26 protein-coding genes and 1 other annotated feature are annotated in these 21,419 nt (G+C 41.4%); of the genes, 22 read left to right on the top strand and 4 right to left on the bottom strand.

Translation table 11 applies throughout. The features are described from left to right. Positions 1-65 precede the first annotated feature (65 nt). The 3 genes from ABKJ27_RS05525 to ABKJ27_RS05515 all read right to left on the bottom strand — a co-directional run bounded on the left by ABKJ27_RS05525 (position 66) and on the right by ABKJ27_RS05515 (position 3,038). A complete protein-coding gene (locus ABKJ27_RS05525; RefSeq protein WP_223340783.1) occupies positions 66-446 on the bottom strand; it encodes a hypothetical protein in 381 nt (126 codons plus the stop codon). A gap of 535 nt (positions 447-981) precedes the next feature. Continuing rightward, positions 982-2,064 carry a DEAD/DEAH box helicase gene (locus ABKJ27_RS05520; protein WP_410011491.1) on the bottom strand — a complete coding sequence of 361 codons (1,083 nt, stop codon included), beginning with the start codon at positions 2,062-2,064 and terminating at the stop codon, positions 982-984. Then, positions 2,061-3,038 carry a Gfo/Idh/MocA family protein gene (locus ABKJ27_RS05515; RefSeq protein WP_045606286.1) on the bottom strand — a complete coding sequence of 326 codons (978 nt, stop codon included), beginning with the start codon at positions 3,036-3,038 and terminating at the stop codon, positions 2,061-2,063. The genes ABKJ27_RS05520 and ABKJ27_RS05515 overlap by 4 nt, the downstream gene beginning before the upstream one ends. A gap of 141 nt (positions 3,039-3,179) precedes the next feature. On the opposite strand from ABKJ27_RS05515, the gene ABKJ27_RS05510 reads away from it, so the two are divergent. The 5 genes from ABKJ27_RS05510 (at position 3,180) to ABKJ27_RS05490 (ending at position 5,770) form a co-directional block, all read left to right on the top strand. Beyond that, positions 3,180-3,884: a YoaK family protein gene (locus ABKJ27_RS05510; protein WP_080976366.1), complete on the top strand. Its 705-nt coding sequence runs from the start codon at positions 3,180-3,182 to the stop codon at positions 3,882-3,884. A gap of 58 nt (positions 3,885-3,942) precedes the next feature. Further along, positions 3,943-4,030: a sequence feature (ribosomal protein L21 leader region), on the top strand. 36 nt (positions 4,031-4,066) lie between these two features. Next, positions 4,067-4,381 (top strand): 50S ribosomal protein L21, encoded by a 315-nt coding sequence (rplU, locus tag ABKJ27_RS05505; RefSeq protein WP_000109141.1) that lies wholly within the window; start codon positions 4,067-4,069, stop codon positions 4,379-4,381. A gap of 15 nt (positions 4,382-4,396) precedes the next feature. Beyond that, positions 4,397-4,741 carry a ribosomal-processing cysteine protease Prp gene (locus tag ABKJ27_RS05500; protein WP_000613699.1) on the top strand — a complete coding sequence of 115 codons (345 nt, stop codon included), beginning with the start codon at positions 4,397-4,399 and terminating at the stop codon, positions 4,739-4,741. Between the two features lie 16 nt (positions 4,742-4,757). Continuing rightward, positions 4,758-5,051 carry a 50S ribosomal protein L27 gene (gene rpmA, locus ABKJ27_RS05495; RefSeq protein ID WP_000916509.1) on the top strand — a complete coding sequence of 98 codons (294 nt, stop codon included), beginning with the start codon at positions 4,758-4,760 and terminating at the stop codon, positions 5,049-5,051. A 308-nt stretch (positions 5,052-5,359) separates the two neighbouring features. Beyond that, positions 5,360-5,770 (top strand): DUF5301 domain-containing protein, encoded by a 411-nt coding sequence (locus ABKJ27_RS05490; RefSeq protein ID WP_410011490.1) that lies wholly within the window; start codon positions 5,360-5,362, stop codon positions 5,768-5,770. Positions 5,771-5,910: 140 nt separating this feature from the next. On the opposite strand, the gene ABKJ27_RS05485 is transcribed toward ABKJ27_RS05490, so the two are convergent. Next, entirely contained in the window at positions 5,911-6,045 is a 135-nt protein-coding gene (locus tag ABKJ27_RS05485) for an AraC family transcriptional regulator (RefSeq protein WP_410011489.1), read from the bottom strand. On the opposite strand from ABKJ27_RS05485, the gene ABKJ27_RS05480 reads away from it, so the two are divergent. The 17 genes from ABKJ27_RS05480 to ABKJ27_RS05400 all read left to right on the top strand — a co-directional run bounded on the left by ABKJ27_RS05480 (position 6,038) and on the right by ABKJ27_RS05400 (position 21,400). Then, the gene (locus ABKJ27_RS05480; protein WP_410011488.1) at positions 6,038-6,946 is read left to right on the top strand and encodes a LysR family transcriptional regulator; all 909 of its coding nucleotides are present in this window, start codon (positions 6,038-6,040) and stop codon (positions 6,944-6,946) included. The two genes, ABKJ27_RS05485 and ABKJ27_RS05480, sit on opposite strands and share 8 nt — an antisense overlap. Next, positions 6,943-7,404 (top strand): signal peptidase II, encoded by a 462-nt coding sequence (gene lspA, locus ABKJ27_RS05475; protein WP_410011487.1) that lies wholly within the window; start codon positions 6,943-6,945, stop codon positions 7,402-7,404. Before ABKJ27_RS05480 ends, lspA begins: the two co-directional genes overlap by 4 nt. After that, the gene (locus tag ABKJ27_RS05470) at positions 7,394-8,281 is read left to right on the top strand and encodes an RluA family pseudouridine synthase (RefSeq protein ID WP_410011486.1); all 888 of its coding nucleotides are present in this window, start codon (positions 7,394-7,396) and stop codon (positions 8,279-8,281) included. The genes lspA and ABKJ27_RS05470 overlap by 11 nt, the downstream gene beginning before the upstream one ends. Before the next feature lie 2 nt (positions 8,282-8,283). Beyond that, complete coding sequence (gene cbpE / locus ABKJ27_RS05465) at positions 8,284-10,170, top strand: phosphorylcholine esterase CbpE (protein ID WP_410011485.1); 1,887 nt, start codon at positions 8,284-8,286, stop codon at positions 10,168-10,170. 97 nt (positions 10,171-10,267) lie between these two features. Continuing rightward, positions 10,268-11,377, top strand: coding sequence for a glutamate 5-kinase (proB, locus tag ABKJ27_RS05460; RefSeq protein ID WP_000669647.1), 1,110 nt, complete (start codon positions 10,268-10,270; stop codon positions 11,375-11,377). 9 nt (positions 11,378-11,386) lie between these two features. Further along, positions 11,387-12,649 (top strand): glutamate-5-semialdehyde dehydrogenase, encoded by a 1,263-nt coding sequence (locus ABKJ27_RS05455; protein WP_410011484.1) that lies wholly within the window; start codon positions 11,387-11,389, stop codon positions 12,647-12,649. 3 nt (positions 12,650-12,652) lie between these two features. Further along, positions 12,653-13,450 carry a pyrroline-5-carboxylate reductase gene (proC, locus tag ABKJ27_RS05450; protein WP_084926431.1) on the top strand — a complete coding sequence of 266 codons (798 nt, stop codon included), beginning with the start codon at positions 12,653-12,655 and terminating at the stop codon, positions 13,448-13,450. Between the two features lie 112 nt (positions 13,451-13,562). Beyond that, positions 13,563-14,201 (top strand): dTMP kinase, encoded by a 639-nt coding sequence (gene tmk, locus ABKJ27_RS05445; protein WP_410011483.1) that lies wholly within the window; start codon positions 13,563-13,565, stop codon positions 14,199-14,201. Then, entirely contained in the window at positions 14,198-15,088 is an 891-nt protein-coding gene (locus ABKJ27_RS05440; RefSeq protein WP_410011482.1) for a DNA polymerase III subunit delta', read from the top strand. The genes tmk and ABKJ27_RS05440 overlap by 4 nt, the downstream gene beginning before the upstream one ends. A gap of 39 nt (positions 15,089-15,127) precedes the next feature. Beyond that, the gene (yabA, locus tag ABKJ27_RS05435; protein ID WP_000358227.1) at positions 15,128-15,445 is read left to right on the top strand and encodes a DNA replication initiation control protein YabA; all 318 of its coding nucleotides are present in this window, start codon (positions 15,128-15,130) and stop codon (positions 15,443-15,445) included. A gap of 2 nt (positions 15,446-15,447) precedes the next feature. Further along, positions 15,448-16,326: a 16S rRNA (cytidine(1402)-2'-O)-methyltransferase gene (gene rsmI, locus ABKJ27_RS05430; RefSeq protein ID WP_410011481.1), complete on the top strand. Its 879-nt coding sequence runs from the start codon at positions 15,448-15,450 to the stop codon at positions 16,324-16,326. A 134-nt stretch (positions 16,327-16,460) separates the two neighbouring features. After that, positions 16,461-17,795: a methylenetetrahydrofolate--tRNA-(uracil(54)-C(5))-methyltransferase (FADH(2)-oxidizing) TrmFO gene (trmFO, locus tag ABKJ27_RS05425; protein ID WP_346743955.1), complete on the top strand. Its 1,335-nt coding sequence runs from the start codon at positions 16,461-16,463 to the stop codon at positions 17,793-17,795. Positions 17,796-17,878: 83 nt separating this feature from the next. After that, positions 17,879-18,616, top strand: a complete 738-nt coding sequence (gene pyrH / locus ABKJ27_RS05420; protein ID WP_000002996.1) for a UMP kinase — start codon at positions 17,879-17,881, stop codon at positions 18,614-18,616. Positions 18,617-18,624: 8 nt separating this feature from the next. Then, positions 18,625-19,182 (top strand): ribosome recycling factor, encoded by a 558-nt coding sequence (gene frr, locus ABKJ27_RS05415; protein WP_001262225.1) that lies wholly within the window; start codon positions 18,625-18,627, stop codon positions 19,180-19,182. 59 nt (positions 19,183-19,241) lie between these two features. After that, positions 19,242-20,096, top strand: a complete 855-nt coding sequence (cvfB, locus tag ABKJ27_RS05410; RefSeq protein ID WP_265526680.1) for an RNA-binding virulence regulatory protein CvfB — start codon at positions 19,242-19,244, stop codon at positions 20,094-20,096. A gap of 8 nt (positions 20,097-20,104) precedes the next feature. Continuing rightward, the gene (locus tag ABKJ27_RS05405; protein ID WP_001232084.1) at positions 20,105-20,320 is read left to right on the top strand and encodes a YozE family protein; all 216 of its coding nucleotides are present in this window, start codon (positions 20,105-20,107) and stop codon (positions 20,318-20,320) included. 84 nt (positions 20,321-20,404) lie between these two features. Then, positions 20,405-21,400, top strand: a complete 996-nt coding sequence (locus tag ABKJ27_RS05400; protein WP_261082739.1) for a PhoH family protein — start codon at positions 20,405-20,407, stop codon at positions 21,398-21,400. Positions 21,401-21,419 lie beyond the last annotated feature (19 nt).

Genomic DNA, 21,419 nt, shown 5'->3' with positions numbered 1-21,419 from the left:
TTTAGCCTGATGTAACCATAAGTGTAGGGTGGTACGTTATGGGATACTGAGTGATTTAAACTAAGTCAAAATCCAGACTCAGGAGCAGAAAAGCTAACAGCTGCACTTAAAGTTAGGGTAGCTCCAGCTTTTCCACCATAAGCAGTTGAACTTAGAGATCCTGATGTAGCGCTGCTCTTATAAGAGTGAGAGGAGCTAGTTCTATAGTCTGCAACACCAGTTGCATTAGAACGAGTCTGATACGTAGATTTAGACTCTAAATAGGCGTCTCTAAGTTCAGTCGTATAAAATGACAATAACTCTCCTGTGTTGATATCTTTTACAACACGATTAGATACAATTTCATAATTTGTGCAAGGATAGACATCAGCAAAAACCGTAGATGTTGTGATTAAGAAAAATAGATTTGATAGAACAGAGAAAAACAATAATTTCAATTTAATCATAAAAAAATGTCTATTCTTCATGATCAAAAGATTATTTTTTCAATCCTTTGAAAGTCATAATGCAACCCGAAAGGATACTGAGAGTTCCTATAGGTCTCCAATATAGCTGCCAAAAGAATAAATTTATTCTTCCTTTCAGTGTCTCATCGGGTCCAGCATAATAGGGGTTGATGTGAAATAATAAAAAACCAAAACATAAAACTATGATTCCGGTTAAGAATAAAATGTCCTTATTTACTTTCCTCATAAAATCTCCTTTTATTTAATTTTAAGCGTTTTCTATTATTAGTATACGTCAAAAAAATAAAAAAACAAGTCTATTTATTTATTAATTTATATGGTATAATAAAATAGTTGGAGAGTTTTTTTACTACGAATCTTATGTAGTTTTACAAAAAAGAGGCTAGATAAAAACTCAATTTTAGGAGAAAATGAAGTAAAATTTCCCACAATAAAACGCATAATATCAAGGTTCAATACCTGATATTATGCGTTTTTGATTTTAAAGACTTTTTGCCCAGCCTCAATGAGGGCTTTATTTTACATAGAGTTCTTGATTTTTTAGGACAATTTCTCGTACACTTGCAAACTTCTTAAGTTTTTTGATTTCTTCTGGATGAGTGACGAGAGTGATAACGTAACCTTCCTTGCCCATACGACCAGTACGGCCAGCACGGTGAGTGTAGGTTTCGCTATCTCTAGGAACATCAAAGTTTACGACACATTCGAGGCTATCGATATCAATTCCACGAGCCAGAAGGTCTGTTGCGAGAAGTAGGGTTAGTTGCTTGTCTTTAAACTTTTCTAAGATGACTTTTCTGAACTTGACATTGACATCACTAGCGAGGGAAACAGCCAAGGTATCCCGATACTGTAGTTTTTCTTCTGCACTTCCAAGGTCTGATAGGCTGTTAAAAAAGACAAGACCTCGGAAATCCTCTACATGAGACAGTTTTCGTAGCATATCCACTCGGTGACGTTGATCTACCTGCATGTAGAAGTGCTGGATGTTGTCCAATTTTTGGTCGGAAAGATCAATGGTACGTGTGTTAGGCGCAATCTTTTCTTGGTCAAACTTGGTCGTCGCACTCATGTAGACGAGTTGGTGGTCACGCGGTGCGTAGTGAGTGATTTTCTCGACAAAGTGAATCTGAGAATCATCGAGCAATTGGTCGAATTCATCCAGGATGATGGTTTCCACATTCATCATCTTGATTTTTTTCAATTTAATTAGTTCAAAGATACGGCCAGGGGTTCCAATCAGAATTTCTGGTCCTTTTTTTAGGCGTTCAATCTGGCGTTTCTGACTCGAACCTGATAAGAAGAGTTGGGCAGTTAAGCCGATAGCTTCAGCCCACGTTTTACATACATCAAAAATCTGTCCAGCAAGCTCAGTATTTGGTGCTAGAATCAAGAGTTGTTGGGCTTTTCTCTTTTGTAGTCTGAGAAGACTTGGTAGAAGGTAAGCTAGGGTCTTACCAGTTCCTGTTGGGCTCACTCCTAGGAGGTTTTTTCCAGCAAGAAGGGGCTCAAATAGTTGAGTTTGAATGGGGGTGAATTTCTGGAAACCGAGTTGGTTACTCAATTCTTGCCATTCAGTCGGTAGTTTGGTTTTCATTTTTCTGCCTCAAATCTAATGCCAGCAGTCTGGCGCATAGTATATAGTAGCTCATGAACTGAACTTGCATCTTCCAGCCAAGTTTGGTAGAGATTCAGATCTGGTTGCTGGATCATGTGTGCAAATGCACCGACTTCCTCAGTCATCGTATGAGGAGTCTGTTGGATAGGGAGTTGGACTTGATTGCCTTGATGGTCGGTAAAAATAGCTGAGCGAACATGTTCGATGGTGTTGAGGGTCAAGGTACCATCTGTCGTATAAATCTCGCAAGGGAGATTGGAAGTGATGTTTTTTCCAGCCTTGATATGAACTTGATAGTTAGGGTAGAAGAGGATTCCATCTCCATTTAGGTCAATGCTATTGTCAAGCTGTTGCCCCTGATAGGTTGCATCCTTAGCTTTTCCAAAGAGACGAACGGTAGCGTAGAGGGGATAAATCCCCAAATCCATAAGAGCTCCACCAGCAAAACGGTCTGAGAAGACATTTGGTGTCTCCCCAGTCAACAAGTTAGGCATTTTGGAAGAATACTTGGCATAGTTGAAATCTGCTCCCAAAATTTGTTTGTCTGCTAAAAAGTTTTTGATGATAGTGAAAGCTTTTTCATGGTAGTTCCGTGCCGCTTCGAAGATAAAACAGTGATTTTTATCAGCTATATGTCTCAAATCTAGCCATTCTTGTGGTTGAGTGACGGCTGGCTTTTCAAGAATGACATGTTTTCCTGCAGACAGGGCAGACTTGGCTTGAGCAAAATGCAAGGAGTTTGGGCTAGCAATATAGACCACATCAAAGGAGCTCTTGAAGAAGTCCTCTACTTTATCAAAGAGTTGGATATTCTGGTAGCGAGAAGCAAAGGTTGCTGCAGTTTCTAGTTTTCTAGAATAGACTGCGACCAGCTTGTATTCTCCACTGGAATGGGCTGCTTCTATGAAGTGGTGGCTGATAGCCCCTGTTCCGATGACACCTAATTTAAGCATAGTTACTCCTTTTCCGATTTCAAATCCTTCTTTCATTATAACATAGATAGACGGGACTATCCAACAGAGGGTAAAAAATTTCAAATAAGCTACTAGGCCTTTTTCAAAGAAAGTGGTACAATAATGAGATGAGTAAATGAAATGGGAGGGAAAATGAGGTTATTACCTATAAGAAAAATATCACGTCAGTCTAAGAGGCTAGCGCTTTTTTTGACTTTTTGTGCAGGTTATGTAGATGCCTATACTTTTATTGTGCGAGGGAATACTCTTGTAGCTGGACAAACTGGGAATGTAGTCTTTTTATCAGTGGGACTCATTCAACACAATGTGTCAGATGCCAGTGCCAAAGTAATGACCTTACTAGCTTTTATGATGGGGGTCTTTTTATTAACTGTTTATAAGGAAAAATTGAGAATTGTGAAAAAGCCAATTCTGTCACTGATTCCTTTGGCAATCTTATCAATCATTATTGGTTTTGTACCGCAAACTGTAGATAATATCTATCTAGTACCGCCTTTGGCCTTTTGTATGGGCCTGGTGACAACTGCTTTTGGAGAAGTGTCAGGTATAGCTTATAATAACGCGTTTATGACAGGGAATATCAAACGGACCATGCTGGCTTTTGGAGATTATTTTCGGACCAAGCACACTCCTTTTTTACGTGAAGGGATTATCTTTGTTAGCCTGCTTAGTAGTTTTGTCCTTGGCGTTGTCTTTTCAGCTTATTTGACGATTTTCTATCATGAAAAGACCATTCTTGGTGTTCCTATTATGATGAGCATTTTTTACCTCAGCATGCTTTTTGCCTCGTGGCGGAAAAAAGTAAAAGAAAAAGCTTCATTTTAGGTGTTATTACTTGTAAGAAAATAGGAGATATGCTATACTTGAATAGTTGACTATGCACGTTCCTGTGCAACCGCACGAACATCGTTGCTTGATTATTCAAGTTTAAGTGGTTTGTCCCACGATGCTAGGCGAGTCTTCACAAAAAAATCGGGGAAACCCATAAAAATCATAGGAGGTGCATAATGAGCACATACGCAATTATCAAAACTGGCGGAAAACAAGTTAAAGTTGAAGTTGGTCAAGCAGTTTACGTTGAAAAATTGAACGTTGAAGCTGGTCAAGAAGTTACTTTTAACGAAGTTGTTCTTGTTGGTGGTGAAAACACTGTTGTCGGAACTCCACTTGTTGCTGGAGCTACTGTAGTTGGAACTGTTGAAAAACAAGGAAAACAAAAGAAAGTTGTTACTTACAAGTACAAACCTAAAAAAGGTAGCCACCGTAAACAAGGTCACCGTCAACCATATACAAAAGTTGTCATCAACGCAATCAACGCTTAATTTTAAGGAGAACACATGATACAAGCAGTCTTTGAGAGAGCCGAAGATGGCGAGCTGAGGAGTGCGGAAATTACTGGACACGCCGAGAGTGGCGAATACGGCTTAGATGTCGTGTGTGCATCGGTTTCTACGCTTGCCATTAACTTTATCAATTCAATTGAGAAATTTGCAGGCTATGAACCAATCCTAGAATTAAACGAAGATGAAGGTGGCTATCTGATGGTTGAAATTCCAAAAGATCTTCCTTCACACCAGAGAGAAATGACTCAGTTATTCTTTGAATCATTTTTCTTAGGTATGGCAAACTTATCGGAGAACTCTTCTGAGTTCGTCCAAACCAGAGTTATCACAGAAAACTAACACGGAGGAAAACATTATGTTAAAAATGACTCTTAACAACTTGCAACTTTTCGCCCACAAAAAAGGTGGAGGTTCTACATCAAACGGACGTGATTCACAAGCGAAACGTCTTGGAGCTAAAGCAGCTGACGGACAAACTGTAACAGGTGGATCAATCCTTTACCGTCAACGTGGTACACACATCTACCCAGGTGTAAACGTTGGACGTGGTGGAGACGATACTTTGTTCGCTAAAGTTGAAGGCGTAGTACGCTTTGAACGTAAAGGACGCGATAAAAAACAAGTTTCTGTTTACCCAATCGCTAAATAAAAAGGTCCAGTGAACCTTTTTATCCCGAGCCTTGAAATATAAAGGCGAGGAAGCTAGAAGTAGCATTAAATAAGGCTTTCCGAGTTTTCGGAGAGCCTGTTTTTTTGGTTTGATACCCATATTTTAAAAACCAATGTAAGAAGCGAATTTGTCGGCTACTTCATTTTACAATCATAAAATAGTTGAATGTAAAACTTTTACAGGAACAATTTTTATAAGGGAATAAGATATTGTAAAAATTGCTAAGATTTGATATTATAATTGTATTCGGGTAAGAGAGAAGAGATATGGAAAGGATGTGGACTAGTATGAAAAAAATTATCACTATAATAGTCTGTTCAATCTCTTTTCTTGTCCTATCTGCTTGTGTCAGTAAGAAAAAACTTATTTTTACTGAAACTAAAACAATCTCTGTTATTTCTCTGCAGAAAAAACTCACTGAAGATGTTAAAACTATAATCAAGAGAGAAGAAGTTTCAAAGTTGATTGATGAGATACAGGGACAGTCCAGATCTACAACTTTAGAAAGTTTAAATGATCAACCGACAAATGTTGAAAATTACGTCATTATCAAATCCACTTATCAGAATGAAGAAAATGATAGTGTAGTCTATCTATATACTATGAAAGAAAAACAGTATATTGAACAACCTTATGTTGGGATTTGGGAGGTAGGTCCAGATATAGTTAATAGGATTGAAGAGTCTTATTCTAGTTGATTCATAGAGATAGAAGAAAAGTTCAGAGGGATTTTTTATAAAATTATGGTAAATTGGATTTGTATCATGTTTTAAACGGTAAATCAAGAAGATTTGCTGTTTTTATTTGTTTGAACTCATATGAAGACTGAAAAAAGATATCATTCTAATTTTTGTCTTGGGAGGTTAGAGTATTCATTGAGATTTGAAAGTTTCCTGACTTTTTTCCTTTTTGGAAAACTACTAAAATATGGTATAATGAAAAAATAAAGAAGTTGGGGGTAGAAGATGAACATTCAACAATTACGCTATGTTGTTGCCATTGCGAATAGCGGTACTTTCCGTGAAGCTGCTGAAAAGATGTATGTTAGTCAGCCGAGTCTGTCCATTTCTGTTCGTGATTTGGAAAAAGAGTTGGGCTTTAAGATTTTCCGTCGGACCAGCTCAGGGACTTTCTTGACTCGTCGTGGTATGGAATTCTATGAAAAAGCGCAAGAATTGGTTAAAGGATTTGATATTTTTCAAAATCAGTATGCCAACCCTGAGGAAGAAAAAGATGAATTTTCCATTGCTAGTCAGCACTATGACTTCTTGCCACCAACGATTACGGCCTTTTCAGAGCGCTATCCTGACTATAAGAACTTCCGTATTTTTGAATCAACTACTGTTCAAATCTTAGACGAAGTGGCCCAAGGGCATAGTGATATCGGGATTATCTACCTCAACAATCAAAATAAAAAAGGGATTATGCAACGGGTTGAAAAGCTAGGCTTAGAGGTCATTGAATTAATTCCCTTTCATACCCACATTTATCTCCGCGAGGGGCACCCTTTAGCTCAGAAAGAGGAATTGGTCATGGAGGATTTAGCAGATTTACCAACGGTTCGTTTTACTCAAGAGAAAGACGAGTACCTTTATTATTCAGAGAACTTTGTCGATACCAGTGCGAGCTCACAGATGTTTAATGTGACAGACCGCGCTACCTTGAATGGTATTTTAGAGCGGACGGACGCCTATGCGACTGGTTCTGGATTTTTAGATAGTGACAGTGTCAATGGCATTACAGTTATTCGTCTCAAGGATAATTTAGATAACCGCATGGTTTATGTCAAACGTGAGGAAGTGGAACTCAGTCAAGCTGGGACTCTCTTTGTAGAAGTCATGCAAGAATATTTTGATCAAAAGAGGAAATCATGAAAAAAAGAGGAATAGTGGCAGTCATTGTACTGCTTTTGATTGGGCTGGATCAGTTGGTAAAATCCTATATCGTTCAGCAGATTCCACTGGGTGAAGTGCGTTCTTGGATTCCCAATTTCGTTAGCTTGACCTACCTGCAAAATCGAGGGGCTGCCTTTTCGATGCTACAAGACCAGCAGTGGTTATTTGCTATCATTACACTTGTCGTTATGGTAGGTGCCATTTGGTATCTACATAAACACATGGAGGACTCACTATGGATGGTCTTGGGTTTGACCTTGATTATTGCAGGTGGTCTTGGAAACTTTATTGACAGGGTGAGTCAGGGCTTTGTTGTGGATATGTTTCACCTTGACTTTATCAATTTTGCAATTTTCAATGTGGCAGATAGCTATCTGACGGTTGGAGTGATTGTTTTATTGATTGCAATGCTAAAAGAGGAAATAAATGGAAATTAAAATTGAAACTGGTGGCCTGCGTTTAGATAAGGCTTTGTCGGATTTGACAGAATTATCACGCAGTCTCGCGAATGAACAAATCAAATCAGGTCAGGTTTTGGTCAATGGCCAAGTCAAGAAAGCTAAATACACTGTCCAAGAGGGCGATGTCGTCACTTACCATGTGCCAGAACCAGAGGTATTAGAGTATGTGGCTGAGGATATTCCGCTAGAAATCATCTACCAAGATGAGGATGTGGCTGTCGTTAACAAACCTCAGGGAATGGTTGTGCATCCGAGTGCTGGTCATACTAGTGGAACCCTAGTAAATGCCCTTATGTATCATATTAAGGACTTGTCTGGTATCAATGGGGTTCTGCGTCCAGGAATTGTTCACCGTATTGATAAGGATACGTCAGGCCTTCTCATGATTGCTAAAAACGATGAGGCACATCTAGCACTTGCCCAAGAACTCAAGGATAAAAAGTCTCTCCGCAAATATTGGGCGATTGTTCATGGAAATTTGCCCAATGATCGGGGTGTCATTGAAGCTCCGATTGGCCGTAGTGAAAAAGACCGTAAGAAACAGGCTGTGACTGCCAAAGGTAAGCCTGCGGTAACCCGTTTTCACGTTTTGGAACGCTTTGGTGATTATAGCTTAGTAGAGTTGCAACTGGAGACAGGGCGCACCCACCAAATCCGTGTTCACATGGCTTATATTGGTCATCCAGTCGCTGGTGATGAAGTCTATGGTCCTCGCAAGACTCTGAAAGGACATGGACAATTTCTTCATGCCAAGACTCTAGGATTTACGCATCCACGAACAGGTGAGACCTTGGAATTTACAGCAGATATCCCAGATATTTTTAAGGAAACATTGGAGAGATTGAGAAAGTAAGAATGAAAGAGAAATTAACTAGTTTGGCACTTGTAGGCGCTTTTTTAGGTTTGTCATGGTATGGGAATGTTCAAGCTCAAGAAAGCTCAGGAAACAAAATTCACTTTATTAATGTTCAAGAAGGTGGCAGTGATGCAATTATTCTTGAAAGTAATGGACATTTTGCCATGGTGGATACAGGAGAAGATTATGATTTCTCAGACGGAAGTGATTCTCGTTATCCATGGAGAGAAGGAATTGAGACGTCATACAAGCATGTTCTGACAGATCGTGTTTCACGACATTTAAAGGAATTGGGTGTCCAAAAACTTGATTTTATTTTGGTAACCCATACCCATAGTGACCATATTGGAAACGTTGATGAGTTACTGCAAACCTATCCAGTTGGCCGTATCTACATGAAAAAATACTCTGATAGTCGGATTACAACACCAACTCATCTATGGGATAATCTGTATGGCTATGATAAGGTTTTACAGACTTCTGCAGAAAAAGGTGTTTCAGTTATTCAAAACATTACACAAGGAGATGCTCATTTTCAGTTTGGGGACATGGATATTCAACTCTATAACTATGAAAATGAAACTGATTCATCAGGTGAATTAAAGAAAATTTGGGATGACAATTCTAATTCTTTGATTAGTGTAGTGAAAGTCAATGGTAAGAAAATTTACCTCGGAGGAGATTTGGATAATGCTCATGGAGCAGAAGACAAGTATGGTCCTCTCATTGGAAAAGTTGATTTGATGAAGTTTAATCATCACTATGATACCAATAAATCAAACACCAAGGATTTCATTAAAAATTTGAGTCCGAGTTTGATTGTTCAAACTTCGGATAGTTTACCTTGGAAAAATGGTGTTGATAGTGAGTATGTCAATTGGCTCAAAGAACGAGGAATTGAGAGAATTAACGCAGCCAGCAAAGACTATGATGCGACAGTTTTTGATATTCGACAAGATGGTTTTGTCAATATTTCAACTTCTTACAAGCAGATTCCAAGTTTTCAAGCTGGTTGGCATAAGAGTGCTTATGGAAACTGGTGGTATCAAGCGCCTGACTCTACAGGAGAATATGCAGTTGGTTGGAATGAAATCAAGGGTGAATGGTATTACTTCAACCAAACGGGTATCTTGTTACAGAATCAATGGAAAAAATGGAACAATCGTTGGTTCTATTTGACAGACTCTGGTGCATCTGCTAAAAATTGGAAGAAAATCAATGGAAGCTGGTATTATTTCAACAAAGAAAATCAGATGGAGACTGGTTGGCTTAATACTGGCGGTCAGACCTATTATCTATCAAATGATGGGGATATGATAACAGGATGGCGTAAGATTGATGGACAATGGTACTATTTTGCTCAATCAGGGGAAATGAAAACGGGCTGGGTAAAAGATAAAGAAACCTGGTACTATATGGATTCTACTGGTACCATGAAGACAGGCGAGATAGAAGTTTCTGGTCATCATTACTATCTAGAAGAATCAGGAGCTATGAAGCAAGGCTGGCTTAAAAAGGCAAATGATTGGTATTTCTATAAGGAAGACGGTTCACGAGCTGTTGGTTGGATTAAAGACAAGGATAAATGGTACTTCTTGAAAGAAAATGGTCAATTACTTGTGAACGGTAAGACACCAGAAGGCTATACTGTTGATTCAAGTGGTGCCTGGTTAGTGGATGTTCCGGTAGAGAAATCTGCTACAACTAGAGATACAAGTAACTCAGAAATAAAAGAATCCAATGAAGTAGTGAAAAAAGATCTTGAAAATAAAGAAACGAGTCAACACGAAAGTATTACAAGTTCTTCAACTAGTCAAGATTTGACTTCTTCAACTTCACAAAGCACTGAAACAAGTGCAAATAAATCGGAATCAGAACAGCAGTAAAAAAGAAGGTTTTAGGGCCTTCTTTTTCCTATCAACTCTTTTCTATTTCCTGCCATTCATGTTATAATGGATAAATATGAAGAATCGGAGTGAGACTATGAAATTCAAACGGATTGTCTTTAAGGTGGGGACTTCTTCTCTGACGAATGAGGATGGAAGTTTATCACGTAGTAAGGTAAAGGCTATTACCCAGCAATTGGCTATGTTGCACGAAGCTGGTCATGAGTTGATTTTGGTGTCGTCGGGTGCCATTGCTGCTGGTTTTGGAGCCTTAGGATTTAAAAAGCGTCCGACTAAGATTGCTGATAAACAGGCCTCAGCAGCGGTAGGACAAGGGCTTTTGTTGGAAGAATACACGACCAACCTTCTCTTGCGCCAAATCGTTTCTGCACAAATCTTGCTGACCCAGGATGACTTTGTGGATAAGCGCCGTTATAAAAATGCCCATCAGGCTTTGTCAGTTCTACTTAGTCGTGGGGCAATTCCTATCATCAACGAGAATGACAGTGTCGTTATTGATGAGCTCAAGGTTGGGGACAATGACACTCTTAGTGCCCAGGTAGCGGCCATGGTCCAAGCAGACCTTTTAGTCCTCTTGACAGATGTGGACGGTCTCTATACTGGAAATCCTAATTCAGATCCAAAAGCCAAACGCTTGGAGAAAATCGAGACCATCAATCGTGAGATTATTGATATGGCTGGTGGAGCTGGCTCGTCAAATGGAACTGGGGGCATGCTAACCAAAATCAAGGCTGCAACTATTGCGACAGAATCAGGAGTTCCTGTTTATATCTGCTCATCCTTGAAGGCAGATGCTATGATTGAGGCGGCTGAGGAGACCAAGGATGGTTCTTACTTTGTTGCGCAAGAGAAGGGACTTCGTACCCAGAAACAATGGCTTGCATTCTATGCTCAGAGTCAGGGTTCTATTTGGGTTGATAAAGGGGCTGCAGAAGCTCTCTCCCAACATGGAAAGAGTCTTCTCTTATCTGGTGTAGTTGACGCAGAAGGGGCCTTTTCTTACGGTGATATTGTGACAGTATTTGACAAGGAAAGTGGAAAATCACTTGGAAAAGGACGCGTGCAATTTGGAGCATCTGCTTTGGAGGATATGTTGCGTTCTCAAAAAGCCAAAGGTGTCTTGATTCACCGTGACGATTGGATTTCCATTACTCCTGAAATCCAACTACTCTTTACAGAATTTTAGAGGTAAATTATGGTAAGTACACAAGAACAATTTGAACAGGTACAGGCTGTTAAAAAATCGATTAACACAGCTAGTGAAGAGGTGAAAAACCAAGCCTTGCTAGCCATGGCTGATCACTTATTAGCAGCTACTGAGGAAATTTTAGCAGCCAATGCCCTTGATATGGAAGCTGCTAAGGGTAAAATCTCAGATGTAATGCTGGATCGTCTTTATTTGGATGCAAGTCGTATAGAAGCAATGGCAACCGGGATTCGTGAAGTGGTTGCTTTACCAGATCCAATCGGTGAAGTTTTGGAAACAAGTCAGCTTGAAAATGGCTTGGTTATCACCAAGAAACGTGTAGCTATGGGAGTTATTGGTATAATCTATGAAAGCCGTCCAAATGTGACGTCTGATGCGGCTGCTTTGGCTCTTAAAAGTGGAAATGCAGTTGTTCTTCGTAGTGGTAAGGATGCCTATCAAACGGCCCATGCCATTGTCACAGCCTTGAAGAAGGGTTTGGAGACAACGACCATTCATCCAGATGTGATTCAACTAGTGGAAGATACCAGCCGTGAAAGTAGCTATGCTATGATGAAGGCCAAGGGCTATCTAGACCTGCTCATTCCTCGTGGAGGGGCTGGTTTGATCAATGCAGTGGTTGAAAATGCTATTGTACCAGTTATCGAGACAGGAACTGGGATTGTCCATGTTTATGTCGATAAGGACGCAGATGAGGACAAGGCACTGTCTATCATCAACAATGCCAAAACTAGTCGTCCTTCTGTCTGCAATGCCATGGAGGTTCTACTTGTTCATGAAGACAAAGCAGCAAGCTTCCTTCCTCGCTTGGAGCAAGTTCTAGTTGCAGAGCGCAAGGAAGCTGGACTGGAGCCAATTCAATTCCGCTTGGATGAGAAAGCGAGTCAGTTTGTTTCAGGTAAAGCAGCTGCGGCCCAAGACTTTGACACTGAGTTTTTAGACTATGTCCTAGCTGTTAAGGTTGTGAGCAGTTTAGAAGAAGCGGTTGCCCACATTGAAGCTCACAGTACCCATCATTCGGATGCCATTGTGACGGAAAATGCTGAAGCTGCAGCTTACTTTACAGATCAAGTGGACTCAGCAGCGGTTTATGTCAATGCCTCAACTCGTTTCACAGATGGAGGCCAATTTGGTCTTGGTTGTGAAATGGGGATTTCTACTCAGAAACTGCACGCGCGTGGTCCAATGGGCTTGAAGGAGTTGACTAGCTACAAGTATGTGGTTACTGGTGACGGACAGATAAGGGAGTAAGAGATGAAGATTGGATTTATCGGTTTGGGGAATATGGGTGCTAGTTTGGCCAAGGCTGTTTTGCAGGCCAAGACGGGTGATGACCTTCTCCTTGCCAATCGTAGTCAAGCCAAGGTGGATGCTTTCATCGCCGACTTTGGCGGTCAGGCTTCTAGCAATGACGAAATCTTCGCAGAAGCAGATGTGATTTTTCTAGGAGTTAAGCCTGCTCAGTTTTCTGAACTGCTTTCTCAATACCAGACCATCCTTGAAAAAAGAGAAAGTCTTCTTTTGATTTCCATGGCAGCTGGATTGACTTTAGAAAAACTAGCAAGTCTTATCCCAAATCAACACAGAATTATTCGTATGATGCCAAATACTCCTGCTTCTATCGGTCAAGGAGTGATTAGCTATGCCTTGTCTCCTAATTGCAGGGTTGAGGACAGTGATCTCTTTTGTCAGCTTTTAACTAAGGCTGGTCTCTTGGTTGAACTAGGAGAAGGCTTAATCGACGCGGCGACAGGTCTTGCAGGCTGTGGGCCGGCTTTTGTCTATCTCTTTATTGAGGCCTTGGCAGATGCAGGTGTTCAGACAGGATTGCCACGGGAAACAGCTTTAAAAATGGCAGCTCAAACCGTGGTAGGAGCTGGGCAATTGGTCCTTGAAAGTCAGCAACATCCTGGGGTCTTGAAAGACCAAGTCTGTAGCCCAGGTGGTTCGACTATCGCTGGTGTAGCAAGCCTAGAAGCGCATGCTTTTCGAGGAACAGTCATGGATGCAGTTGGTCAAGCCTACAAACGAACACAAGAACTAGGTAAATAAGAGGTAGTTTTGTCTGCCTCTTTTATGGTGGTTGAAATGAGAAGCAAAAAGATTGTCACAAACCCCTATTTTTTTGATAGAATAGAAGTAGTAAAAAAGAAATGAGTTAGACATGTCAAAAGGATTTTTAGTCTCTCTTGAGGGACCAGAGGGAGCAGGAAAGACCAGTGTTTTAGAGGCTCTGCTACCAATTTTAGAGGAAAAAGGGGTAGAGGTTCTGACGACCCGTGAACCAGGCGGAGTCTTGATTGGGGAGAAGATTCGGGAAGTAATTTTGGACCCAAGTCATACTCAGATGGATGCGAAGACAGAGTTGCTTCTTTATATTGCTAGTCGCAGACAGCACTTGGTGGAAAAAGTTCTTCCAGCACTTGAAGCTGGCAAGTTGGTCATTATGGACCGCTTCATCGATAGTTCCGTTGCCTATCAGGGATTTGGTCGTGGCTTGGATATTGACGCCATTGATTGGCTCAATCAGTTTGCGACAGATGGCCTTAAACCCGATTTGACACTCTATTTTGACATCGAGGTGGAAGAGGGACTGGCTCGCATTGCTGCTAATAGCAATCGTGAGGTCAATCGTTTGGACTTAGAAGGGTTGGACTTGCATAAAAAAGTCCGTCAAGGCTACCTTTCTCTTCTGGACAAAGAAGGAAATCGTATTGTCAAGATTGATGCTAGTCTCCCTTTGGAGCAAGTTGTGGAAACTACCAAGGCTATCTTGTTTGATAGAATGGGATTAGCTAAATGAAACAAGATCAACTAAAGGCCTGGCAGCCAGATCAGTTTGACCGCTTTGTCCGTATTTTGGAGCAAGACCAGCTCAATCACGCCTATCTCTTTTCAGGTTTCTTTGGAAGCTTGGAAATGGCGCAGTTTTTGGCTAAGAGCCTCTTTTGTACGGATAAAGTAGGTGTTTTACCATGTGAGAAATGCCGAAATTGTAAGCTGATTGAACAGGAAGAGTTTCCAGATGTCACCTTAATTAAGCCAGTCAATCAGGTCATCAAGACAGAACGCATTCGGGAATTGGTGGGTCAGTTTTCTCATGCAGGGATTGAAAGCCAGCAACAGGTCTTTATTATCGAGCAAGCTGAGAAAATGCATCCTAATGCAGCCAATTCTCTGCTCAAGGTCATCGAAGAACCCCAGAGTGAGGTTTATATTTTCTTCTTGACAAGCGATGAAGAAAAGATTTTACCGACAATCCGAAGTCGGACCCAGATTTTCCACTTTAAAAAGCAAGAAGAAAAACTCATCTTGCTCTTAGAACAACTGGGACTGGTTAAGAAAAAAGCGACTCTTTTAGCCCAGTTTAGTCAATCGCGAGCTGAAGCAGAAAAGTTGGCAAATCAGGCAGGCTTTTGGACCTTGGTCGATGAAAGTGAACGCCTGCTGACTTGGTTAGTAGCTAAGAAAAAAGAAAGTTATTTGCAAGTTGCTAAACTAGCTAGCTTGGCAGATGACAAGGAAAAACAAGATCAGGTTTTACGGATTCTTGAAGTCCTCTGTGGGCAGGACCTCCTGCAAGCAAGAGTAAGAGTGATTCTACAAGATTTGCTAGAAGCTAGAAAAATGTGGCAAGCTAATGTCAGCTTTCAAAATGCCATGGAATATCTGGTCTTGAAAGAAATATAAACTCAAAAATGAATGATAAAGAAAGGAAAGGGCTGTTTTATGGACAAAAAAGAATTATTTGACGCGCTGGATGATTTTTCCCAACAGTTATTGGTAACCTTGGCCGATGTGGAAGCCATCAAGAAAAATCTCAAGAGCCTGGTAGAAGAAAATACAGCTCTTCGCTTAGAAAATAGTAAGTTGCGCGAACGCTTGGGTGAGGTGGAAGCAGACGCTCCTGTCAAGGCTAAGCATGTTCGTGAAAGTGTCCGTCGAATCTATAAAGACGGATTTCACGTATGTAATGATTTTTATGGGCAACGTCGGGAGCAGGACGAGGAATGTATGTTCTGTGATGAGTTGTTATACAGGGAGTAGGCATGCAGATTCAAAAAAGTTTTAAGGGGCAGTCTCCCTACGGTAAGCTGTACCTAGTGGCAACGCCGATTGGCAATCTAGATGATATGACCTTTCGAGCTATCCAGACCTTGAAAGAAGTGGACTGGATTGCTGCTGAGGACACGCGCAATACAGGTCTTCTTCTCAAGCATTTTGACATTTCTACTAAGCAGATTAGTTTTCATGAGCACAATGCTAAGGAAAAAATTCCTGATTTGATTGGTTTCCTGAAAGCAGGGCAAAGTATTGCTCAGGTATCCGACGCGGGTCTGCCTAGCATCTCAGACCCTGGTCATGATTTGGTTAAGGCAGCGATTGAGGAAGAGATTGCTGTTGTGACTGTTCCAGGTGCCTCTGCAGGAATTTCTGCCTTGATTGCCAGTGGTTTAGCGCCACAGCCACATATCTTTTACGGCTTTTTACCGAGAAAATCAGGCCAGCAAAAGCAATTTTTCGACTTGAAAAAAGACTATCCTGAAACTCAGATTTTCTATGAATCGCCCCATCGTGTGGCAGATACGTTGGAAAATATGCTAGCAGTTTATGGTGACCGCTCGGTCGTCTTGGTTAGGGAATTGACTAAAATCTATGAAGAATACCAACGAGGAAAGATCTCTGAATTGCTGGAAAGCATCTCTGAAACGCCTCTCAAGGGTGAATGTCTTCTCATCGTTGAAGGTGCTAGCCAAGATTTGGAGGAAAAGGACGAGGAGGACTTGTTCTTAGAAATCCAAGTCCGCATCCAGAAAGGTATGAAGAAAAATCAAGCCATCAAGGAAGTCGCTAAGATTTACCAGTGGAACAAGAGTCAGCTCTATGCTGCCTACCACGACTGGGAAGAAAATCAAGAAAATGACTAAACAGGGAAGTTTGCCTTCTTCCCTTTTTTTGTTATACTAGTAGAAGAAAAAAATAGAAAGATTTGTGGGTGTTAAACAAGCTAGTGCTTTGTTTTGATATGAACTTAGGTTCCACCCAAAGAGGTATTAGTGTCGTGTCTCAATCTTATATCAATGTTATCGGTGCTGGTTTGGCAGGTTCTGAAGCAGCCTACCAAATCGCAGAGCGTGGTATTCCAGTTAAACTCTATGAAATGCGTGGTGTAAAACCTACTCCTCAGCATAAAACAGACAATTTTGCTGAGTTAGTTTGTTCCAATTCCTTGCGTGGGGATGCTTTGACCAATGCTGTTGGTCTTCTCAAGGAAGAAATGCGTCGCTTGGGTTCTGTCATCTTGGAATCTGCTGAGGCTACACGTGTTCCTGCAGGCGGAGCCCTTGCGGTAGACCGTGATGGTTTCTCTCAAATGGTGACCGAAAAAGTGGCCAACCACCCCTTGATTGAAGTGGTTCGTGATGAAATTACAGAATTGCCGACAGATGTTATCACAGTTGTGGCGACTGGTCCTTTGACCAGCGATGCCCTGGCTGAGAAGATTCATGCCCTTAATGACGGCGATGGCTTCTATTTCTACGACGCGGCAGCGCCTATTATCGACGTCAACACTATCGATATGAGCAAGGTCTATCTCAAGTCTCGTTATGATAAGGGAGAGGCGGCCTATCTCAATGCGCCCATGACCAAGCAAGAGTTTATGGATTTCCATGAAGCCTTGGTTAATGCGGAAGAAGCACCGCTGAATTCCTTTGAAAAAGAAAAGTACTTTGAAGGTTGTATGCCTATCGAAGTCATGGCCAAACGTGGTATTAAAACCATGCTTTATGGTCCTATGAAACCAGTCGGTCTGGAGTATCCAGACGACTATACTGGACCTCGTGATGGCGAATTCAAAACACCGTACGCGGTTGTTCAACTTCGTCAGGATAATGCAGCTGGTAGCCTCTACAATATCGTCGGTTTCCAAACCCACCTCAAATGGGGAGAACAAAAACGTGTCTTCCAAATGATTCCAGGTCTTGAAAATGCGGAGTTTGTACGTTATGGGGTCATGCACCGCAATTCTTACATGGATTCACCAAATCTTCTTGAGCAGACTTATCGTTCTAAGAAACAGCCAAACCTCTTCTTTGCTGGTCAGATGACAGGTGTGGAAGGTTATGTTGAGTCAGCAGCGTCAGGCTTAGTTGCGGGGATTAACGCGGCTCGTCTCTTTAAGGGTGAAAGTGAAGCTATCTTCCCAGAGACCACAGCGATTGGAAGTCTGGCTCATTATATCACTCACGCTGATAGCAAACATTTCCAACCAATGAATGTCAATTTTGGGATTATCAAAGAGTTGGAAGGCGAACGTATTCGTGATAAGAAGGCTCGTTATGAAAAAATTGCAGAGCGTGCCCTTAACGATTTAGAGGAATTTTTAACGGTCTAATTTTTTTGAAAGAATTGCTCATGATACTATAAAAATCTTAGAAATTGTGATAAAATAGGTAGGATAAAAAAAGGAGAGTGAAAATGGCGAATCCCAAGTATAAACGTATTTTAATCAAGTTATCAGGTGAAGCCCTTGCCGGTGAACGTGGCGTAGGGATTGATATCCAAACAGTTCAAACAATCGCAAAAGAGATTCAAGAAGTTCATAGCTTAGGTATCGAAATTGCCCTTGTTATCGGTGGAGGAAATCTCTGGCGTGGAGAACCTGCTGCAGAAGCAGGAATGGACCGCGTTCAGGCAGATTACACAGGAATGCTTGGGACTGTTATGAATGCTCTTGTGATGGCAGATTCATTGCAACAAGTTGGTGTCGATACGCGTGTACAAACAGCTATTGCCATGCAACAAGTAGCAGAGCCTTACGTACGTGGACGTGCCCTTCGTCACCTTGAAAAAGGCCGTATCGTTATCTTTGGTGCCGGAATTGGTTCACCTTACTTCTCAACCGATACAACAGCGGCTCTTCGTGCAGCTGAAATCGAAGCGGATGCCATCCTTATGGCAAAAAATGGCGTAGATGGTGTTTACAATGCCGATCCTAAGAAGGACAAAACAGCCGTTAAGTTTGAAGAATTGACCCATCGTGACGTTATCAATAAAGGTCTTCGTATCATGGATTCAACAGCTTCAACCCTCTCAATGGATAACGACATTGACTTGGTTGTCTTCAACATGAACCAACCAGGCAACATCAAACGTGTCGTATTTGGTGAAAATATCGGAACAACAGTTTCAAATAATATCGAAGAAAAGGAATAAGAAAGATTATGGCTAACGCAATTATTGAAAAAGCTAAAGAGAGAATGACCCAGTCTCACCAATCACTTGCTCGTGAATTTGGTGGTATCCGTGCTGGTCGTGCCAATGCAAGCTTGCTTGACCGTGTACATGTAGAATACTACGGAGTAGAAACTCCTCTTAACCAAATCGCTTCAATTACGATTCCAGAAGCGCGTGTTTTGTTGGTAACACCATTTGACAAGTCTTCATTGAAAGATATCGAACGTGCCTTGAACGCTTCTGATCTTGGTATCACACCAGCTAACGATGGTTCTGTGATTCGCTTGGTTATCCCAGCTCTAACAGAAGAAACTCGTCGTGATCTTGCTAAAGAAGTGAAGAAGGTCGGTGAAAATGCTAAAGTGGCTGTCCGCAATATCCGTCGCGATGCTATGGATGAAGCTAAGAAACAAGAGAAAGCAAAAGAAATCACTGAAGACGAATTGAAGACTCTTGAAAAAGACATTCAAAAAGTAACAGACGATGCTGTTAAACACATCGACGACATGACTGCCAACAAAGAGAAAGAACTTTTGGAAGTCTAAAAATAAACAGAAAAACTCAGTTGGCATTGCTGGCTGAGTTTTATTCGAAAGAAGGAAATATGAATACAAATCTTGCTAATTTTATCGTTGGACTGATCATAGATGAAAATGACCGTTTTTACTTTGTGCAAAAGGATGGTCAAACCTATGCTCTTACTAAGGAAGAAGGTCAGCATACAGTAGGGGATACGGTTAAGGGTTTTGCCTACACGGATATGAAGCAGAAACTCCGCTTGACCACTCTAGAAGTAACTGCAACTCAGGATCAATTTGGTTGGGGCCGTGTTACAGAGGTTCGTAAGGACTTGGGTGTCTTTGTGGATACAGGTCTTCCTGACAAGGAAATCGTTGTGTCACTAGATATCCTCCCTGAACTTAAGGAACTCTGGCCTAAGAAGGGTGATCAACTCTACATCCGTCTCGAAGTGGACAAGAAAGATCGTATCTGGGGACTCTTGGCTTATCAAGAAGACTTCCAACGTCTGGCTCGTCCTGCCTACAACAACATGCAGAACCAAAACTGGCCAGCCATTGTTTACCGCCTCAAGCTGTCAGGAACTTTTGTTTACCTGCCAGAAAATAACATGCTTGGCTTTATCCATCCTAGTGAGCGCTACGCAGAGCCACGTTTGGGTCAAGTCTTAGATGCGCGTGTCATTGGTTTCCGCGAGGTTGACCGTACGCTGAATCTCTCCCTCAAACCACGTTCCTTTGAAATGTTGGAAAATGATGCCCAGATGATTTTGACCTACTTGGAAAGCAATGGCGGTTTCATGACCTTGAATGATAAGTCATCTCCAGACGACATCAAAGCAACCTTTGGTATTTCTAAAGGTCAGTTCAAGAAAGCACTCGGTGGCTTGATGAAGGCTGGTAAAATCAAACAAGACCAGTTTGGGACAGAGTTGATTTAGGGAGATATATGAGAAAATCATTTTACACTTGGCTCATGACTGAGCGCAATCCTAAAAGTAATAGTCCTAAAGCTATCTTGGCAGACCTCGCTTTTGAAGAATCAGCATTTCCGAAACACACAGATGATTTTGATGAGGTGAGTCGCTTTTTGGAGGAACATGCCAGTTTCTCTTTCAACCTAGGAGACTTTGACGCTATCTGGCAAGAATACTTAGAACACTAGCATGATTCACTAGGTTTGGGCTAGTAATTTCTCCATCCCTTTGCTATAATAAAAAGAAATAAAAGGATTAGAGAGGTTCTTTATTTGAAGGAACATTCAATAGACATTCAACTGAGTCATCCAGATGACCTGTTTCATCTTTTTGGTTCCAATGAACGTCATCTTCGTTTGATGGAAGAAGAGCTTGATGTGGTGATTCATGCCCGTACAGAGATTGTGCAGGTTTTGGGAGAAGAGACTGCCTGTGAGGAAGCTCGTCAGGTTATTCAAGCTCTCATGGTCTTGGTGAACCGTGGGATGACCGTTGGTACACCAGATGTGGTGACTGCGATTAGCATGGTCAAAAACGATGAAATCGACAAGTTTGTCGCCCTTTACGAAGAAGAAATCATCAAGGATAATACTGGTAAACCTATTCGTGTCAAAACCCTGGGACAAAAGCTTTATGTGGATAGTGTCAAACAACACGATGTGACCTTTGGAATCGGGCCTGCAGGGACAGGGAAGACCTTTCTTGCAGTGACCTTGGCAGTGACTGCCCTTAAACGTGGGCAAGTCAAACGAATTATCTTGACACGTCCAGCGGTTGAGGCGGGAGAGAGTCTTGGATTTCTTCCGGGTGATCTCAAAGAGAAGGTAGATCCTTATCTTCGACCTGTTTATGATGCCTTGTATCAGATTCTGGGAAAAGACCAAACGACTCGTCTTATGGAGCGTGAAATTATAGAAATTGCGCCTCTTGCCTATATGCGTGGACGGACCTTGGATGATGCCTTTGTCATTCTCGATGAGGCGCAAAATACGACCATCATGCAGATGAAGATGTTTTTGACTCGTTTAGGCTTTAATTCTAAGATGATTGTCAATGGAGATAGCAGTCAGATTGACCTGCCACGTAATGTCAAGTCAGGTTTGATTGATGCCCAAGAAAAACTCAAGAACATCCATCAGATTGACTTTGTTCATTTTTCAGCTAAGGATGTGGTTCGCCATCCTGTTGTCGCTCAGATTATCCGAGCTTATGAACCAGCTCCAATTAAAAATGAAGAGCGTGAAGAAAGCCAAGAAGAAACAGAATAGTATAAAAGAGCAGGTCAGG

Source organism: Streptococcus sp. KHUD_011, assembly GCF_046352925.1.
Lineage (GTDB): Bacteria > Bacillota > Bacilli > Lactobacillales > Streptococcaceae > Streptococcus.
Note: the sequence above shows the minus strand (reverse complement) of the source record. Positions and strands in the feature narration are given on the sequence as shown.

Excerpts from the sequence above, each read along its gene's own strand:
- ABKJ27_RS05470 (WP_410011486.1), top strand. The coding sequence starts at position 7,394 with ATGGAAATTAAAATTGAAACTGGTGGCCTGCGTTTAGATAAGGCTTTG.
- rsmI (WP_410011481.1), top strand. The coding sequence starts at position 15,448 with ATGCAGATTCAAAAAAGTTTTAAGGGGCAGTCTCCCTACGGTAAGCTG.
- ABKJ27_RS05515 (WP_045606286.1), bottom strand. The coding sequence starts at position 3,038 with ATGCTTAAATTAGGTGTCATCGGAACAGGGGCTATCAGCCACCACTTC.
- tmk (WP_410011483.1), top strand. The coding sequence starts at position 13,563 with ATGTCAAAAGGATTTTTAGTCTCTCTTGAGGGACCAGAGGGAGCAGGA.
- ABKJ27_RS05485 (WP_410011489.1), bottom strand. The coding sequence starts at position 6,045 with ATGTTCATCTTCTACCCCCAACTTCTTTATTTTTTCATTATACCATAT.
- proC (WP_084926431.1), top strand. The coding sequence starts at position 12,653 with ATGAAGATTGGATTTATCGGTTTGGGGAATATGGGTGCTAGTTTGGCC.
- ABKJ27_RS05520 (WP_410011491.1), bottom strand. The coding sequence starts at position 2,064 with ATGAAAACCAAACTACCGACTGAATGGCAAGAATTGAGTAACCAACTC.
- ABKJ27_RS05440 (WP_410011482.1), top strand. The coding sequence starts at position 14,198 with ATGAAACAAGATCAACTAAAGGCCTGGCAGCCAGATCAGTTTGACCGC.
- proB (WP_000669647.1), top strand. The coding sequence starts at position 10,268 with ATGAAATTCAAACGGATTGTCTTTAAGGTGGGGACTTCTTCTCTGACG.
- ABKJ27_RS05500 (WP_000613699.1), top strand. The coding sequence starts at position 4,397 with ATGATACAAGCAGTCTTTGAGAGAGCCGAAGATGGCGAGCTGAGGAGT.
- rpmA (WP_000916509.1), top strand. The coding sequence starts at position 4,758 with ATGTTAAAAATGACTCTTAACAACTTGCAACTTTTCGCCCACAAAAAA.
- lspA (WP_410011487.1), top strand. The coding sequence starts at position 6,943 with ATGAAAAAAAGAGGAATAGTGGCAGTCATTGTACTGCTTTTGATTGGG.
- pyrH (WP_000002996.1), top strand. The coding sequence starts at position 17,879 with ATGGCGAATCCCAAGTATAAACGTATTTTAATCAAGTTATCAGGTGAA.
- cbpE (WP_410011485.1), top strand. The coding sequence starts at position 8,284 with ATGAAAGAGAAATTAACTAGTTTGGCACTTGTAGGCGCTTTTTTAGGT.
- ABKJ27_RS05490 (WP_410011490.1), top strand. The coding sequence starts at position 5,360 with ATGAAAAAAATTATCACTATAATAGTCTGTTCAATCTCTTTTCTTGTC.
- rplU (WP_000109141.1), top strand. The coding sequence starts at position 4,067 with ATGAGCACATACGCAATTATCAAAACTGGCGGAAAACAAGTTAAAGTT.
- frr (WP_001262225.1), top strand. The coding sequence starts at position 18,625 with ATGGCTAACGCAATTATTGAAAAAGCTAAAGAGAGAATGACCCAGTCT.
- ABKJ27_RS05480 (WP_410011488.1), top strand. The coding sequence starts at position 6,038 with ATGAACATTCAACAATTACGCTATGTTGTTGCCATTGCGAATAGCGGT.
- ABKJ27_RS05510 (WP_080976366.1), top strand. The coding sequence starts at position 3,180 with ATGGGAGGGAAAATGAGGTTATTACCTATAAGAAAAATATCACGTCAG.
- ABKJ27_RS05525 (WP_223340783.1), bottom strand. The coding sequence starts at position 446 with ATGATTAAATTGAAATTATTGTTTTTCTCTGTTCTATCAAATCTATTT.
- cvfB (WP_265526680.1), top strand. The coding sequence starts at position 19,242 with ATGAATACAAATCTTGCTAATTTTATCGTTGGACTGATCATAGATGAA.
- ABKJ27_RS05405 (WP_001232084.1), top strand. The coding sequence starts at position 20,105 with ATGAGAAAATCATTTTACACTTGGCTCATGACTGAGCGCAATCCTAAA.
- yabA (WP_000358227.1), top strand. The coding sequence starts at position 15,128 with ATGGACAAAAAAGAATTATTTGACGCGCTGGATGATTTTTCCCAACAG.
- ABKJ27_RS05455 (WP_410011484.1), top strand. The coding sequence starts at position 11,387 with ATGGTAAGTACACAAGAACAATTTGAACAGGTACAGGCTGTTAAAAAA.